A 16,108-nucleotide genomic window follows, 5' to 3' on the forward strand; every position below is an offset into this window, starting at 1 on the left:
GCAACTCAGGCGTGGGCGCCTGAGCCGAGGTAGGCGTCAATAACCGCCTCGTTGGTCCGGATCTCCGTTGACGTGCCTTGGGCGATGATCTGGCCGAATTCGAGCACGTAGATGTAGTCGCACACCTCGAGCACGAGGCCCATGTCGTGGTCGATCAGCAGGATCGACACGCCCTCTGAAGCCACATCCAGCAGTCGTACGCCCAGCGCGATGCTCTCCGGAGTGGTCAGCCCCGCAGCGGGCTCGTCGGCGAGCATCACCCGCGGCGCCGGCGCGATCGCACGCGCAACGCCCACGAGCTTCTGGCTGCCCAGCGGCAGATTTGCGGGCTTCGCCGCGGTGTCACGCGCCAGCCCGACCAGTTCCATAGCCGCATCCACCCGCGATTCCTCGGCGGGTCTCGTCGGCTTCACGAAGTCGGCCAGCACCGAGCCGAACGAGGAATGCTCGGCAGCGACCTGCACGTTCTCTCGCACGGTCAGGTCGTCGAACAGTTCGAGCGACTGCCATGTGCGCGTCAGGCCGAGCTGGGCGCGCACATGCGGCGGCTCGCTGGTGAGCGCTTTCCCGCAGAATGTGACCTGCCCGCGCGAGGGCACGAAACCGGTCAGCGCATCGACGAATGTCGTCTTGCCGGCACCGTTCGGCCCGATCAGGCCGACGATCTGTCCCTCGCGAATCTGCAGCGATGCGCCGTCCACGGCTTTCAGCCCGCCGAACCTCACCGTGAGATCAGCGACGTCGAGCACGACAGGAGCGTGAGCGAAGCTCGTCGGCCGGATCTTGCGCCGGTAGCGCGACCCAGCAGGGATCTGACCGCTCGGGTACTCAGCGGCGTCGCCGAGCCGCTCGAGGGGATCGCTGCCCTCCCGGATGGCGGTGACCGTTCGCCTGGCGGCGCGCCAGGCCTTCAGCCTGCGGAGATTCTGGCGGTAGGCGCCGGCGACGCCTTCGGAGAAGAAGATGGCGGCGAGCACGAGCGAGACGCCGGCCGCGAACTGGTACCACCGGCCGAGCGGGGCGACCCGGTCGGCGGTGATGTACACCACGCCGAGCGGTGCGAACAATCCGGCGATGATCGCCCCCGCGACGCTGGTGATGCCGCAGAGGTAGGCCAACGCCAGGAAGCTCAGGCCGATCAGCACGGCGAAGCTCTCTGCGGACAGCTGGCCGCGGCTGAAGCCGATGAACGCGCCGCCCACCCCGGCCAGGAACGACGCAATCCCGAAGGCGAGCATCTTGGTCCTCGCGACCGAGATGCCGATGGACGCGCCGGCACGCTCATTCGATCGGATGGCCAGGAACCGTCGCCCGGTGGCGCTGCGCGCCAAGTTCCCCACGGCGACGGCACACACGGTCACCACGGCCAGCACCAGGAACCCGAACTGCAGCCGTGCGAAGTTCCGTCCCTCTCGCATGCTCAGGTCCACCCCGAGCAGCGTCGGGCCGGAGATGGGGTTCCCGAACAGCCCGGTGATGGCCGTGTTGCGGAAGACGAATTCCTCGAGCGCCACGGCACCCGACAGCGTGACCACGGCGAGTTGCGCGCCGCGAATCCGCAGGGCGGAGACGCCCACCACGAGCCCGAATCCGGTGGCCATGAGGGCCGCCAGCAGCAGCGAGATGGGAAACGGGATGCCGAGCGAGTCGCCCAGCTTGCTGAGAGCGAAGCCTGAGGCGCCGGCGATGGCGGCCTGCGCCAGCGAGATCTGGCCGACCAGGCCGGTCAGCACCACCAGCGACAGCATGACGATGGTCATGATCATGCTGGTGATGATCCCGATGCGGTAGCCGCCCTGGGCCACCACCATCAGCACGCCGGCGGCCGCCACCATCGCCGCGATCACACCCGGGCGCATCTGGGGCCTGGTGACCTCGGGCAGGGGGTCGGCTTGGACTGCACCGCGGGTGGGCAGCGTGCGGCCCAGGCCGAACAGGGCGATCACGATCACCCCGAACGGCAGCGCCTCGGGTATCCCCGACACGGCCCAGTCGGGCCACCACGGGCTGGTGCTCTGGTACACCACGATCGACTGGAAGATGCCGAGGGCGAAGGCGGCCGCCACGGTGACTGCGATGGACAGCAGCCGGCCGATGACCGCTGCGGCGAGCGCCGGCACGATCGCGAGGATGTATGTCCTGGGGTTCGGCGGGGCGATCGGCGATGCCAAGATCATGAGGAAGCCGACGACGGTGGCCGACAGCACCCAGGTGGAACCGGCGAGCACCTGCGGCGAGTAACGGGCCAGGCTGACCGCCCGTTCGTTCTCGGTGGATGCCCGTGTCGCGAGACCTATGCGGGTGAAGCGGAACCACGCCCACACCGCAACCGTCGTTGCCAGCACGACAGCGGTGAGCCACAGGCGGTCACGCGAGAAGCTGATGCCGGCGAAGCTGACCGGTTCGTTGGGCAGGATCGGCGCGACCACGCGGGCCCCGCTGGTGAAGTGCATCACGATCAGGGCCTGCACCACCAGCAGCACGCCCACTGATGCCACCACGCGGGCCAGGATCGGGGCACGTCGCAGCGGCCGGAAGACCAAGAAGTGCACCATCAGGCCGATGAGGCTGCACGACAGCACGGCGAGGATGATCGCCACCGCGAAGGGCACCGTGCCCGAGGATCCTCCGAGGCCGATGCGGTTGCGGATGATGACCACGGGCAGTACGAGGTCGCCGGTGCGGTTGAGCTCGTCGTAGACGTAGGCCCCCCACATCGCCATGGCCCCAGTGGCGAAGTTGACGATGCCCGTGCCCCGGTAGGTGATGACGAGGCCCATGGACAGGGCCGCGTAGATGCAGCCCGATCCCAAGCCGATGATCGCGAAGAGAAGGTACTGATCCAATTCAGACCCGCCGATCACTCATCCGCAGATGCTCGCAGATCATCCAGAGGCCCTTCAGATAATGGCCGCTATTTCCGCTCGTGTCTGCTCCGCTCACGCGCCGTTCGGGCCGCGGCTTCGCCTCCTTACAGCCCGCTCAGCTCGTAGGCGTCGAAGAGTCCGTCGCCGAGCACGATCCGGCGCAGCGTTCCATCGTCGGCCTCGACGACCTGCCACACCATGATGTGCGACATGCAGTGCGAGGACTCCGGCGGCCACGGCGCCAGCCCGCATCGCAGGTTGGGGCCGAACCAGCCGGGCGTCTCGCCCGCATTGGTGAATGCATCGGTGATCGAGGTGGCAGTGATCGGGCCCTCGATCGTCTCGAGAATGAACTCGATCTCGCGCCATGCCCCGTACGGCGCGATGCCGAAGCCCTCGATCAGCTTCTCGTGCCCGGCCGCCGTCATGTGATCCGCGTATTCGTCGAGGCGGTCCTGGATCTCGGGCGGCGCGAACTCGGCGACCCACGGGACCCATTGGTCGCCCTGGGTGTAGGTGCCGATAGCAGCAGGCCCGAGCACGTCGATGTAGAGCGTGCACGACCCGGCGAAGATCGGCTTGTCGAAGCCGCTCGCGGCAGCCGAACCGACCATGCCGATGCAGCCGAACTCGTCGAGCTGACCCATCATGCCCTCGACACCGGCGGACTGAGCTGCAGCGATTGCGGCGGTCCAGTCGGGCGCGGCGATGTCCACCACGACGCGCGTCATCTTGATGCCGTGGTGCTCGAGCACCGGAGCGATGATGTTGTCCATGAAGTCCAGGGCGGTGGATAAGTCCTGGATGACCACGGCGATGTGATCGATGCCGAGCTCTTTGAAGGTCTTGGCCGGGCCGACGGCAAAGGCGCCGGTGGCGACATGCAGCAGGAATGCTCCGGGGCTGTTGCGCTCGGTGGGGCCCCACGAGTGGGACGAGACGTAGGGGATGCCGGCGTCCAGCCACAGGCTGAGCGCCGCTTCTGACGCCAGCTCGACGCCCATGTAGGCCATCACGACGTCTTCCTCGATGAGCTTGACAGCGCAGTTGATGGCGCTCTCTGGCGTGCCGTCGGAGAGGCAGATGACCGGCTCGATCATGGCGCCGTTGATCCCGCCGGCGTCGTTGATGACCCCGATGGCCACCTCGCCGCCGATGCGCAGCTCCGGCAGTGAGATGTTGCCGCCCTCATTGTTGACGTAACCGACCTTGATGACTTCGCCGGTGCGGTCGATGGTGGCCGTGGCCGCTGAGGTGTCGCCGACGCTGTCGCCCTCACCCGCCGTGCCGGCACCGTCCCCGTCATCGGTCGCCGACGCCCCGTCGCCAGTCTCGTCGGCAGCGGCGGGCGCCGATTCGGCCCCGGCGTCGTCGTCGCTGCTTCCGTCGCCGGAACCACCGCACGCGGCGGTGACAAGCCCGAGGGTGAGCAACAGGGCCAGGAATCGTGTCAGTGGAGAGCGCATAGCGGTCCCGACGCTACTCCTGGTCGAGGGTGCGCTCCCCGAGGTAGCTGGCCTCGAGCACTTCGGGCCGCTGTGACAGTTCCTCGGCGGTGCCTGACAGTGCCAGCTCGCCGTGGTTCAGCACATATGCCCGATCGGTGATGGCCAGCGCTGCGTGCACGTGCTGTTCCACCAGCAGCACCGCGGTGCCTGTCTCGTCGGCGATGCGGCGTACCACCGGCAGCAGCCGCTCCACGATGATCGGCGCGAGTCCCAGGCTCATCTCGTCGACCATCAGGAGTCTCGGATCGGCGATGAGCTTGCATCCCAGTGCCAGCATCTGCTGCTCACCGCCCGAGAGCAGCCCGGTCCGGCGGTCCAGCAGCTCTTCCAGGGCCGGGAACCAACCGATCACATCAGACTCGGCGACCTCGCTGTGACGGTGGCGGTGCAGGCGGAGGTTCTCCGCGACGGAGAGCTGGAAGAAGATGCCGCGGTCCTCAGGCAGCAGGGCGACGCCGCGGCGGGCGATCTGGTGGGCACTGGCATGTCCGAGGGGCGAGCCGAGCACCTCGATCTCGCCGTCGATGGGCTTGAGCACGCCTGCGATGGTGAGCAGCGTGGTGGTCTTGCCGGCGCCATTGGGCCCCAGCAGCGCCACGACCTCGCCCGGATGCACGTGCAAAGACAGTCCGCGCACGGCGGGTACACCCCCCCAGCCGGCCACCAGGTTCCGCACCTCCAGCGCGGCCGCAGTGACGCCGCTGCCGTCAGGGACGCTCGAAGCTGAAGTCTCCGTGATGCTCATCTGCTGACCTCACCGACACGCTACGCGTCACGTGCCCGCTGGGCGGCGTTGCGTCTCGGCGAGACTTCGCTGCCATCATGTGCCAGCAAGCCGCAGCGAATGCGGCCCGGTACGGCAGAGAGGGCAGGCCATGGACATTCACGGGACGTGCAAGGAGGGCTTCGAGCCTGTCCGCGACGCCTTCGAGCGGAACTTCGCCGAAGGCCTCGAAGTAGGCGCGGCGGCGGCGGTGACCTTCGAGGGCGAGGCTGTCGTGGACATCTGGGCCGGCGACGCCGACCCGCACGGCACCCCGTGGGAACGGGACACCATCGTCAACGTGTACTCCACTACCAAGACCATGGCGGCCACCTGCATGCTCGCCCTGGCCGACCGCGGCGAGCTGGACTTCGATGCGCCCGTGTGCGAGTACTGGCCCGAGTTCGCCCAGAACGGCAAGGAGGGCGTGCTGGTGAGCCACGTCATGTCGCACACGGCGGGGCTGCCCGGATTCGTGCCGCCGGTGACGGCTGCGGACCTGTACGACCTTGATGCCATCGCCGAACGGCTGGCTGCCCAAGAGCTGTGGTGGGAGCCGGGCACCAAATCGGGCTATCACGCTGTCACCCAAGGCAACCTCGAAGGCGAGATCCTCTACCGCATCACCGGCAAGCGCATGGCCGACTGGTTCCGCGAGGAGATCGCCGAGCCGCTGGATGCGGACTTCTGGATGAGCCTGCCCGCCTCGGAGGATCACCGAGTCGGCGAGCTGTTGCCGCCACCGTCCCTGTTGGAGGTGCTCGAGGCGAGCGGCGTGCCGATCGACCCCGATTCGGTCGCTGTGCGCACCTTGTCGAGCTGCGCGCTGGACGCCACCGAGCCTCGCACGCGTGAGTGGCGAGCGGCCGAGATTCCCGCTGCGGGCGGGATCGGCAATGCCCGTGCGGTTGCGCGCATCCACTCGATGCTGGCGTGCGGCGGCGCCGTCGACGGCGTGCGGATCATGTCCGAGGCCGGGGCGCGCAGGGGCCTCGAAGAGCAGATCGACAATGTCGACGAGGTGCTGCTGCTGCACCTGCGGCACGGCCTGGGATTCGCCCGCCAGCTCGACGGCTGGGTGACCAGCCCGAATCCGAATCACATGTACTGGGGCGGCTGGGGCGGATCCATTGCCGTGGTGGACTTCGACGTGCGAGCGTCGGTGGCCTACGTGATGAACAGGATGGATGCAGCCATCACCGGCGATCCGCGGGGCGGTCGCATCGTGGACGCTGCGTTCGCCAGCATCGCAGCTTTGGACTGAACGCGAAAGGAACCGACATGCGCTTCAGCATCTTCTACGAGCACCAGCTGCCCCGTCCTTGGGACGACGGCGCCGAGGCCCGCGTCATCCACGAGGCCCTCGAGCAGGTGCAGCTCGCCGACAAGCTGGGCTTCAGCACGGTGTGGGAGGTGGAGCACCACTTCCTGGAGGAGTACTCGCACTCCTCGGCGCCGGAGGTGTTCCTGTCGGCCTGCGCTGCGACCACCCAGAACATCCGCATCGGCCACGGCATCGTTCCGGTGCTGCCCGGCTACAACCATCCGGCCCGGGTGGCCGAGCGCATCGGCACGCTCGACATCATCTCGAACGGCCGGGTCGAGTTCGGCACCGGCGAAACGTCGAGCGACATGGAGCTCGGCGGCTTCGAGATCGAGCGGGCCGACAAGCGCGCCATGTGGGAAGAGGCGGTGCCTGAGATCGCCAAGATGATGGCGCAGTCGCCGTACGAGGGACACACCGGCAAGTTCTTCTCGATGCCGGCGCGCAACGTGGTGCCCAAGCCACTGCAGCGCCCGCACCCGCCGATGTGGGTGGCGTGCAGCCAGCGCGACACGATCCTGATGGCGGGCCAGCGGGGCCTCGGTGCGCTGAGCTTCTCGTTCATCGACCCTGACGAGGCCCGTCAGTGGGTGTCGGATTACTACGCCGCCTTCGAGGCCTGCACCGACCCGGCGGGACTGGCGCCGAACCCGAACATCGCGGTGACGACGGGCTTCATGTGCCACCCCGATGAGCAGACGGCGATCGACCGGGGCCTCGACGGCTTCCATTTCTTCGCGTACTCGCTGCTGCACTACTACGCCTTCGGCACCCACACGCCCGGCGCGACCGACATCTGGAGTCAGTTCGAGGAGAACCGGGAGGAGATGGGATTCGCCAAGCTGACGGCCACGGTGCAGGCAGCCGTCGGTTCCGAAGGCGCCGAGAACCTGGTCTCGGCCGGCGGTCTGGACTCGCTGCGCGGCTGCATCGGCACACCGGACCAGATCCGCGAGTTCGTGCGGGCCTACGAGGACGCCGGCGTCGACGAGCTGATCTTCGTGAGCCAGGCGGGCCGCAACCGCCACGAGGACATCTGCGAGTCAATGGAGCTGTTCGCCAACGAGGTGATGCCCGAGTTCGCCGAGCGTGCCCCCGATCGGGAAGCCCGCAAGCGTGAGCGCTACGCGGAGACCATCGAGCGCCTGCAGAACTTCCACGGCCTCGACCTGACGCCCGAGGTCACCACCACCGTCCAAGCTGCCGCGAGCGCCTGAGATCGGTTCGCGCTTCGCCGATCAGCAGTCCGCCATGGCGCCGAGCGCGGCGCAAACTTCCGGTCGACGGTGGGGCAAGGCGCTGACGCGCTCAGTGAGGTGTGACTTGAGCACCACTCGGAGGTTGTCGAACGACGCTGCACAGGGGTGGGGGAGTCCATCGTCTGCGTCGAGCGCCAACTCAGTTGGAATGCCCCGCACGGTGCGTGTGATCGGGGCGACGACGAGCTTGTTGAGCACATCGATTGCTTCGTTGCGGGTGACGACGAGCACCGGCCGCCGCTCGTTCTCGCTCTCGGCCCACCAGACGTCGCATTGAGCAGGTGTCACCACGGCTCCTCAGCGATGAGCGTCCGGGTGCTGTGGGCCGCCCATTCCAGTTCGTCGTCCGTCTCGGGAATCCGGCGGTACGCGTCCACGATGGCCTCGCCGATCTGGCGCCGTCGCCTGCGGTCGAGCATTTCTTCAAGGGCACGCCGCACCGCATCTGAACGGGATCGCGCATCCCCGCTGGCGACGAGTTCGTCAAGCTGGGCGAGCAGGCTGTCATCGATCCGCGCCACCAGTTGCGTCATGCATTGAGTCTAACGAAATGCAATACAGATCGCAGCGCGGCAATGACCCCGAGGCCGCGGGAAGGCGGTGTGGACTCGCAGCTCACGCTCTGCCTCAGTGCGTTTGAGCCGCGGCGGGCTCCTGAACCACTCCTCGGGCCATCAGCTCGCCCACCTCTTCGGGCGCGTAGTTCAGCACATCGGTCAGGACCTCGACGGTGTGCTGGCCCAGCAGGGGCGCCGGGCGCCGCAATCCGTTGGGGCCGTCTCTCAAGCGCCAGGGGATGCCTGGCACCACCCGGTCCCCGGTGAGCGGGTGGTGGGGCCGTTCGAGCATGCCGATCGCTTCGAAGTGGGCGTCGCCCGTCCACAGCTCGTGTGACGTCACCGACCCGAAGGCAGTCACGCCGGCTGCCTGCAGCTCTTCGGTGATCTGCCGGCGATCTCGCGACTGCGTCCATGCCGAGATGGCGGCGTCGAGCTCGGCTTCGTTCCGCTTGCGATCTGCAGCTGTCGCGAACTCTGGCCGCCGGGCGAGGCCAGGATCGATGACCGCGCACAGCGACTGCCACATGGGTTCGTCGGTGCAGGCGATGGTGACCCATTCGTCGTCGCCGTGAGCCCGGTAGCAGTTGTGCGGCGACCAGATCGGATCGTGGTTGCCGAGGGGAGCGGGCGATCGGCCGTCGGTCACGTACTGCATCCAGCCTTCGCCGACCGTCGCTGCGACGGCTTCTGTCATCGCGACGTCGATCGTGGCCGCGATGCCGCTGTGGCGGCGAGCTGCGAGTGATGCCACCACCGCCCATGCAGCGGTGATACCCGTGCATGGATCGCCGACAGCCACACCGGTCTCGAGCGCCGGACCGTCCTCGTAGCCGTTGGAGGCGTACAGGCCGGCGAACGCCCCGCCCGCGGGCCCGTACGCCACATATTCGGCACAGGGTCCAGTGCTTCCATAGCCGGACAGCGAGGCGATGACGATGTCCGGGTTGATGGCGCGCAGTTGCTCGGCACCGAACCCGAGCCGATCCATGACGCCGACGCCGAAGTTGTCGACCGCTACGTCGCTGATGGCGACGAGCCGTGCAACGACCTCCGCGGCATCGGGGTGCGACAAGTCGATGCCGACACTGCGCTTGTCGGAGTTGTAGAGCTGGAACAGGCCCGAGGTGTCATGTGGCGGCGGCGGGCTGTCGGGCGGGTTCAGCGGCAGCCGCCGGAACATGCACAGATGGTCGGGAGACTCGAGCTTGATGACGTCGGCTCCGAGGTGGGCCAAGATCTGGGTGCAGAACGGACCGGCCCAGATCCAGGTGAAGTCACAGACCCGCACTCCCTCAAGCGGGCGGCGCCCCCGGGTTGCGGCGGAGCTGCTGTTGGTTCCCGTGACGGCTTCGGCATTGCGGACCGGAACCGTGCGGTGCCGCCAGCCTTCTCCCTCGTGGGCGCCGGCGTCGGGTGCTTCGGCAGCCAGACGCCACCACGGCTGATCCATCTGGAACCCCGGCCCCGGCAGCTTCAGCCCGTCGGGGGTTGTGGCGAAGAACCCGCGCTCGGCGAAGTGCTCGTTGGCTTCGAGCTGGGCCATCGTGTTGACCGGTGTCACCGCAACTCGGGCAGCCTGGGCCGCGTGGTAGATCTCGTCGGCCTGCTGATCGGCGAACCATTCCGCCAGATACATGTTGAGGACATCGGCGTTCTGGGTCCGGTCCGGCCCGGTGGCGAACACCTCGAGTGACGCCCATTCGGGCGAGCCCATGAGCTCGACGAAGGCCTCCCACTGGGATTGCTCGGGACAGATGAGCTGCAGCAGCCCATCGGTGCACTGGAAGATCCGCCACGGCACCACCGTGCGGGTGCCGAGCCGGGAGGCCACCACGCCCAGGAACGAGACTGCGGCAGGAGCGACTTCGGTGATCTTGGCTGCTGCTGCGACGGCGGCGAAGTCGATGTGCTCGCCCTGGCCGCTCACGGCGGCTCGCTCGGTGGCCGCAAGGGCCACGATCGCGGCCACGCTGGCCACGTTGATGTTGGCGTGATGGCCCGGCGCTTTCAGGGGCGGCAGGTCGGGATCAGTGGCACCGCCCGGTGACAGATTCCCCCAGCTGGATGCGTGGATGACGTTGATCTCGGCGGCGTCATAGTGCGCATATGGCCCGGTGAGTCCGAACGAAGTGAAGGCAAGCACGACAAGCTGGCTGTTCTGCTGCGTCAGATCCGGCAGGTCGCGGCGATCGTGGATCACCATGTCGGCACCGCGGATCAGCTCATCGCTCAGTGATCGGACAGACCGCTTGTTGGAATTCAGCCATCGGTGAACATCGTGGGGCCGCAACCGGACCGCGTCGTTGCCGTTCTCGACGCGTATGACGTCGGCGCCCAGGTCGGCATAGAGCTTCGCCGCCCAGGCGATTCCCACACCGCCGGCAAGCTCCAGCACCCGCACATGAGACAATCCGGCTTCGGAAGCCGTGGGCGTTGGGCGTCGGGACGGCATAGGCGCTTCTTCGGCCATGACTGCCCCCGTTCGTCGCGCGGCGATCGTAGGCGCGAGCGGCTGCGCCCCGGGCAGCAGTGCGAACGCCTAAATCCCTCCAGCGGCTGCGAAGTAGCGTGCGGGGGCTTATGGGGAGACGGCGGTGAACGGCGAGTGGCGCCGTGCGCTGCTCTATCTCGGCGGTTCGATGGGGCCGCTCGGCACCTTCGTGATGCTGCCGATGATCCCCGAGCTGCGCACGACCTACTCGGTCACGACCGCTCAGATCGGGTGGGCGCTGTGGTGCTACCTGCTGCCGTTCGCAGGCCTGTTGCTGGTGTCGGGCACGATTGCCGACCGCTGGGGCCGATCCCGGATACTCCGTCCGGCGATCGCCCTGTACGCCGTCGCGACGGCGGCATGTGCCATCGCCCCGTCATACCTGTGGTTCCTGGTGGCTCGTGTCGCGCAAGGCTCGATGAACGCGTTCATCACCCCGCTGCTGCTGGCAGCGCTGACCGAGGCGGTGGCCGCATCGGGCGTGGGCCGGATCGTGGGCCGCTATGCCGCCGGTCAGGCGCTCGGCCAGCTGACGGCTCCGATACTGGGCGGCCTGAGCGCCGATGTGAACTGGCGGCTGGCGTTCCTGGCGACGGCCGTCGTCGGTGCCGCCATTGCCCTGCTGATGCCGAACCCCGCCGACGCAGGAACCAGCGCTGCCGGCACGACCCAGACGCTCGGCGCACGTCCCCGCATGCGTACATTGCTGCGCCGCCCGGTGCTGCTGCTGGCAGCCACCGCGCTGCTGAGCGCCCTCGGACCCATCGGGGCGCGGGTGCTCGTGGGCCTGAGCAGTCGCGACGTCATCGGGTTGACGGGATCCAGGACCGGCCTGCTGCTGTTCGCAGGCGGGGTGGCCGGCATGGCAGCAGCGCCGCTGTGGGGGATCGTGCTGGATCGCTGGGGCGGGCGCCAGGCCGCCACCGTGGCCATCGCCGTCTGCTCGGGACTGGTCGCCATGCTGCCGGTTGCCCGATCGGCCTGGACGCTGGCGGCCATCTGGCTTGTCGCAGGCGCCGCGACGCAGACCGTCGTGGTCAGCTTTCAGTCGCTGGCCTCGGTGGCTGCGCCTGACAACCGGGGGGGTGCGCTGTCGTTCACCCTGTCCCACCGCTTCGTCGGCCACGCCATCGGCTCGGTGGTCTGGCTGCCCCTCTTCACGGTCAGCCCGACTGCCACCTACCTCGCCTCGGCCGGAATCGGCGTTGCAGCCCTGATCGCCGTGCTGGCGAGCGGGCTCAACACCACCGAGCCGCGCTGAACCTGCCCCCAGGCGCCGCCACGCGGCATGGATGTCGCTAGTGCTCTTGCAGGTGCCGCCAGACCCGTTCGGGCGTACAGGGCAGCTCGACGTGGCGCACACCGAGATGCGACAGCGCATCCACCACGGCGTTGTGCACTGCCGGTGTGGCCCCGATGGTGCCCGACTCGCCGATCCCCTTCGCGCCGAGCGGGTTGCGATCGGTCGGGGTCTCGAGCGGGATCCGCTCGAAGCTCGGCAGCTCCGCGGCTGATGCGATGGCGTAGTCCATGAAGTTGCCGGTCAGCGGGTTGCCGTCCTCGTCATAGACGAACACCTCGCCGAGCGCATGGGCGATCCCCGACGCAACCCCGCCGTGCACCTGGCCTTCCACGATCATCGGGTTCACGATCACGCCGGCGTCGTCGCAGGTCACATGGCGCAGCGGCGTGACCTGGCCGGTGTCGCTGTCGACCTCTACGACCGAGAGCTGCACGCCGAAGGGGAACGTGGCGGCCGGCGGCTGGAAATCGCTCTCAGCGTGCAGCTCGCCGCCTTCGGAGCGGATGACATGAGCAGCGATCTGAGCCCAGTCGAGTGACCGGGCGGGGGTGCCGACCACGGCGAACGTGCCCGCGTCGACGTCCAGCACGATGTCGGCGGGATCGGCCTCGAGCATCGTCGCGGCCGCCTCCCTGGCCTGCTCGACCACAGCCTGCGCTGCTTCGAAGACTGCCACCCCGCCCGTCTGCAGCGAGCGGGAGCCGCCGGTGCCGCCGCCACGCTTGACCTCGTCGGTGTCGCCGTGGCGTACCTCGATCTTCTCGAACGCAATGCCGGTGAGGTCGCTCGCGATCTGGGCGTATGCCGTGTGGTGGCCCTGGCCGTGATTGGACGAGCCGGTGAGCACCAGCGCCGATCCGTCGTCGCGGACTTCCAGGCTGCCGAACTCCGGCGCGCCCATCGGGTTCGAGATCTCCACGTACGCGCTCCAGCCCAGTCCGAGCAGCCTCGGCGAGCCCGCTGAGCGGCGCCGCTCCTGCTCGGCCCGCAGGCCGGCATAGTCCGCGGCCTCCATCACGGCGTCGAGGGCCTTGGCGTACTCGCCCGAGTCCATGTCCGCGCCGGTCGGTGTCGTGAACGGGAACGCCTCAGGAGGGATGAAGTTGCGGCGGCGCAGCTCGCCCGGGTCCATCTCGATCTCCGCCGCGAACAGGTCCATCATCCGCTCGATCGCCAGCGCCGCCTCCGGGCGCCCAGCGCCCCGGTACGCGCCCACCGGGGCAGTGTTCGTCGTGACCGAGTTCGTGGAGACCGCCACGTTCGGGATGTCGTAGACGCCGGTCGCCATGATGCGGACGAACATCGGCAGTACCGAACCGACCATCGGGTAGGCGCCGGCGTCTTGCAGCGCATCCACCTCGTATGCCGTCACGTCGCCGTCTCGGGTGCCCCCGAGGCGTGCGGCATACGAGATTGCCCGAGCGTGCGTGAAGCCGATCATGGCCTCCGAACGTGTCTCGGCCCAGCGCACCGGCCGTCCGAGACGGCAGGTCAGGCGGGCAATCACGAAATCCTCGACGTACTGGGCGTTCTTGGCCCCGAATCCACCGCCCACATCGGGCGTGATGACGTGCACCTGGCTGGGCTCCAGCCCGCAGAAGGCAGAGATGGTGTCGCGGGTCTGATGCGGGAACTGGGTGCATGCCCAGTAGGTGAGCCGCTGTGCGCCGGCGTCCCACGAGGCAAGGGCCGTGCGAGGCTCGAGCGGGGCCGCAGTCATCCGGGGGTTGTCAAACGCCAGCTCGACAACGACCTCGCAGTCGGCGAAGGGATCCTGCCCGTTCTGCTGGCTCGGCGGGATGGCGAACACCGTGTTGGTCTCGGCTTCGGGGAACAGCAGACGGTCATTGAGCGCGGCCTCGGCGGTGTCCAGCAGAGCGTCAAGCGGTTCGTAGTCGGCATACACCAGCTCGGCGGCGTCGGTCGCCTGGGACTGCGACTCGGCGACCACCACGGCGTACGGCTCGCCCACATACCGCACCCGATCTGTCGCCAGCGGGGAGCGCAGCATCTGCTGATTGAGCATGGGCATGCGAGGCGGATCGGCGCTGAGCTCGAGATCGGCTGCGGTGAAGGCGCCCACCACGCCAGGCATCTGCCGTGCTTCGTCGAGCTGGATGGCCGTGATGTCGGCGTGGGCCATCGTCGATCGGACGAACACTGCGTGCAGTGCGCCTTCGCATTCGATGTCATCGACGTACGTGCCGCCGATGGTGAGGAGTTCTGGGTCTTCCTTCCGCTCCACGCGGGTGCCGAGCATGCTCATGGGCAGGGGGATCCTCCGGTTGGCGACGGCCGGAGGGTAATCAGCGCTGACCGGTCAAAGGGCGATCGGGCCCCTAGGCCGGGTCGACCCAGAGGTAGGCGAACTCGGTGCCTCGAGGCTCCACCGAGACGCGCACGGGCCGCCCGAGGCCGGCCTCGCCTGGACCCGCATCGCGCAGTGAGCCGACAATGCGAGGGCCCTCGTCGAGCTCCACCACTGCGGTGATGTACGGCAGCTCGTCGGCCCAACCGCGATCGATGGTGAAGTGGTTCACCGCCATCGAGTAGATGCGGCCGCTGCCGGCAACGGGCGCGAAGTCGTAGCTGCGGCTGTGGCACGACGGGCAGTACCAGCGCGGGGGGTGACGGAACAGCGCGCAGTCGGTGCACCGCTGGATGCACAGCGTCCCTGCTTCCAGGCAGGCCAGGTGGAATTCGAGATTCAGGCCCTCCGGCTTGGGCACGTATTTGCGGGCCGGCTTGGCTGTGTTCATTGGATTGGGTTCATCGGATCGGGTTCATCGCGGCCGGTCCTCAGCCTCGGGCAAGCACGGCGATGCTGCCGTCGCCGAGGTCTCCGTAGCCGGTCACGACGCCCAGCTCGGCGCCGCGCACCTGTGCGTCGCCGGCATCGTGACGCAGCTGGCGTGTCGCTTCCACCACGTGGTTGAGACCCCAGGCGTGACCTTGGGACAGCAAGCCGCCGTGGGTGTTCATCGGGTAGCGGCCTGCGAGCGAGATGTTCCCGTCGGCCACGAATTCCTTGGCGCCGCCCTTCGGGCACATGCCGATGGCTTCGAGCTCCATCATCACGACGTAGGTGAAGCAGTCGTAGATCTGCAGGAAATCCATGTCGGCCGGCTGGACGCCCGCCATCGCGAACGCCCGCGGCGCAGCCGAGTCCAGGCCGAGCTTCAGCATGTCGGGCCGGTTGGTGATCTCATCGGCGGGGTAGGGGTGCCCCTCGGCGCCGCCCAGCCACAGCACCGGTGCATGGGGCAGGTCCTTGGCTCGTTCGGGCGAGGTCAGCACCACCGCGGCCGCGCAGTCGGTCTCCAGGCAGCAGTCGAACTTCCGCATCGGCTCGGTGATGAGCGGCGAGGCCAGGTAGTCGTCCATGGTCATCGGCCGACCGCCCATCAGCGCCTTGTCGTTGAGGTGCGCGTGCTCGCGGCAGGTCAGCGCGACCTGGGCTGCGTCGGTGGGCTCCACGCCGTACAGGTCGACATAGCGCTGGATGTACATCGAGTACCACTGCACCGCCGAGCGCACGCCGTAGGGCGCGTAGAAGTTGCGGCTCACATCCACGAACGGGCCGGCTTCCATGCGGCGTTTCGTGGGCCGGGCATCGGGCCGGGGCCGCATTGCCGAGTAGCCGTTCCAGCCCACGGTGACGACGACGTTGGTGGCGATGCCCGCGGCGATCGCCATGGTCGCCGACTGCAGCGCTGCCACGGGGCTTGCGCCGCCCATGTGAACAGTGACGGCGTAGCGGATGTCGTCTGCGCCGAGGTTGGCGGCGATCTCCTCGGACGAGATGAATCCCGGGGGCGGCAGGATGCCGTCGATCTCGCTGGGGTCCAGCCCGGCGTCGGCGATGGCGGCCATGGTCGCTTCCAGCACCAGCTCGGGCACGCTCAGCGAGGTGCCGCGCATGTAGTCGGTCTCGGCGACTCCCACGATGGCAGCGGCGCCTGAGATGTCCACGATTCACCTCACCGGAATGGGGAACTCGCCTGTGCGCGCTCAGCGGCGCACGCTGATCGGC

General features: G+C 68.2%; 12 protein-coding genes. 3 read left to right on the plus strand and 9 right to left on the minus strand.

The features are described 5' to 3' along the window. Nucleotides 1–5: 5 nt before the first annotated feature. The 3 genes from ACOGI5_RS06960 to ACOGI5_RS06970 all read right to left on the minus strand — a co-directional run bounded on the left by ACOGI5_RS06960 (nucleotide 6) and on the right by ACOGI5_RS06970 (nucleotide 5,120). The gene (locus ACOGI5_RS06960) at nucleotides 6–2,846 is read right to left on the minus strand and encodes an ABC transporter permease subunit (protein WP_419863697.1); all 2,841 of its coding nucleotides are present in this window, start codon (nucleotides 2,844–2,846) and stop codon (nucleotides 6–8) included. 125 nt (nucleotides 2,847–2,971) lie between these two features. Beyond that, entirely contained in the window at nucleotides 2,972–4,333 is a 1,362-nt protein-coding gene (locus ACOGI5_RS06965; RefSeq protein ID WP_419863698.1) for an ABC transporter substrate-binding protein, read from the minus strand. A gap of 13 nt (nucleotides 4,334–4,346) precedes the next feature. Beyond that, entirely contained in the window at nucleotides 4,347–5,120 is a 774-nt protein-coding gene (locus ACOGI5_RS06970) for an ABC transporter ATP-binding protein (protein ID WP_419863699.1), read from the minus strand. A 130-nt stretch (nucleotides 5,121–5,250) separates the two neighbouring features. Here ACOGI5_RS06970 and ACOGI5_RS06975 point away from each other — a divergent pair, with 130 nt between their 5' ends. Next, nucleotides 5,251–6,402, plus strand: coding sequence for a serine hydrolase domain-containing protein (locus tag ACOGI5_RS06975; protein WP_419863700.1), 1,152 nt, complete (start codon nucleotides 5,251–5,253; stop codon nucleotides 6,400–6,402). Nucleotides 6,403–6,419: 17 nt separating this feature from the next. Next, nucleotides 6,420–7,679 (plus strand): LLM class flavin-dependent oxidoreductase, encoded by a 1,260-nt coding sequence (locus tag ACOGI5_RS06980; protein WP_419863701.1) that lies wholly within the window; start codon nucleotides 6,420–6,422, stop codon nucleotides 7,677–7,679. Between the two features lie 21 nt (nucleotides 7,680–7,700). Here ACOGI5_RS06980 and ACOGI5_RS06985 read toward each other — a convergent pair whose 3' ends face one another. From ACOGI5_RS06985 to ACOGI5_RS06995, 3 genes are all read right to left on the minus strand, one after another. Beyond that, the gene (locus ACOGI5_RS06985; protein WP_419863702.1) at nucleotides 7,701–8,009 is read right to left on the minus strand and encodes a type II toxin-antitoxin system PemK/MazF family toxin; all 309 of its coding nucleotides are present in this window, start codon (nucleotides 8,007–8,009) and stop codon (nucleotides 7,701–7,703) included. Next, complete coding sequence (locus tag ACOGI5_RS06990) at nucleotides 8,006–8,254, minus strand: ribbon-helix-helix domain-containing protein (RefSeq protein WP_419863703.1); 249 nt, start codon at nucleotides 8,252–8,254, stop codon at nucleotides 8,006–8,008. The genes ACOGI5_RS06985 and ACOGI5_RS06990 overlap by 4 nt, the downstream gene beginning before the upstream one ends. A gap of 94 nt (nucleotides 8,255–8,348) precedes the next feature. Continuing rightward, entirely contained in the window at nucleotides 8,349–10,751 is a 2,403-nt protein-coding gene (locus ACOGI5_RS06995; RefSeq protein ID WP_419863704.1) for a CoA transferase, read from the minus strand. Nucleotides 10,752–10,875: 124 nt separating this feature from the next. Here ACOGI5_RS06995 and ACOGI5_RS07000 point away from each other — a divergent pair, with 124 nt between their 5' ends. After that, nucleotides 10,876–12,033 (plus strand): MFS transporter, encoded by a 1,158-nt coding sequence (locus ACOGI5_RS07000; RefSeq protein ID WP_419863705.1) that lies wholly within the window; start codon nucleotides 10,876–10,878, stop codon nucleotides 12,031–12,033. A gap of 37 nt (nucleotides 12,034–12,070) precedes the next feature. Here ACOGI5_RS07000 and ACOGI5_RS07005 read toward each other — a convergent pair whose 3' ends face one another. The 3 genes from ACOGI5_RS07005 to ACOGI5_RS07015 all read right to left on the minus strand — a co-directional run bounded on the left by ACOGI5_RS07005 (nucleotide 12,071) and on the right by ACOGI5_RS07015 (nucleotide 16,047). Beyond that, a complete protein-coding gene (locus tag ACOGI5_RS07005) occupies nucleotides 12,071–14,341 on the minus strand; it encodes a xanthine dehydrogenase family protein molybdopterin-binding subunit (protein WP_419863706.1) in 2,271 nt (756 codons plus the stop codon). Nucleotides 14,342–14,414: 73 nt separating this feature from the next. Then, nucleotides 14,415–14,834 (minus strand): Zn-ribbon domain-containing OB-fold protein, encoded by a 420-nt coding sequence (locus tag ACOGI5_RS07010; protein WP_419863707.1) that lies wholly within the window; start codon nucleotides 14,832–14,834, stop codon nucleotides 14,415–14,417. Between the two features lie 40 nt (nucleotides 14,835–14,874). Continuing rightward, entirely contained in the window at nucleotides 14,875–16,047 is a 1,173-nt protein-coding gene (locus ACOGI5_RS07015; RefSeq protein WP_419863708.1) for a thiolase C-terminal domain-containing protein, read from the minus strand. Nucleotides 16,048–16,108: the final 61 nt, after the last annotated feature.

The organism is Candidatus Poriferisodalis sp. (genome assembly GCF_965208925.1).
Lineage (GTDB): Bacteria > Actinomycetota > Acidimicrobiia > Acidimicrobiales > Poriferisodalaceae > Poriferisodalis.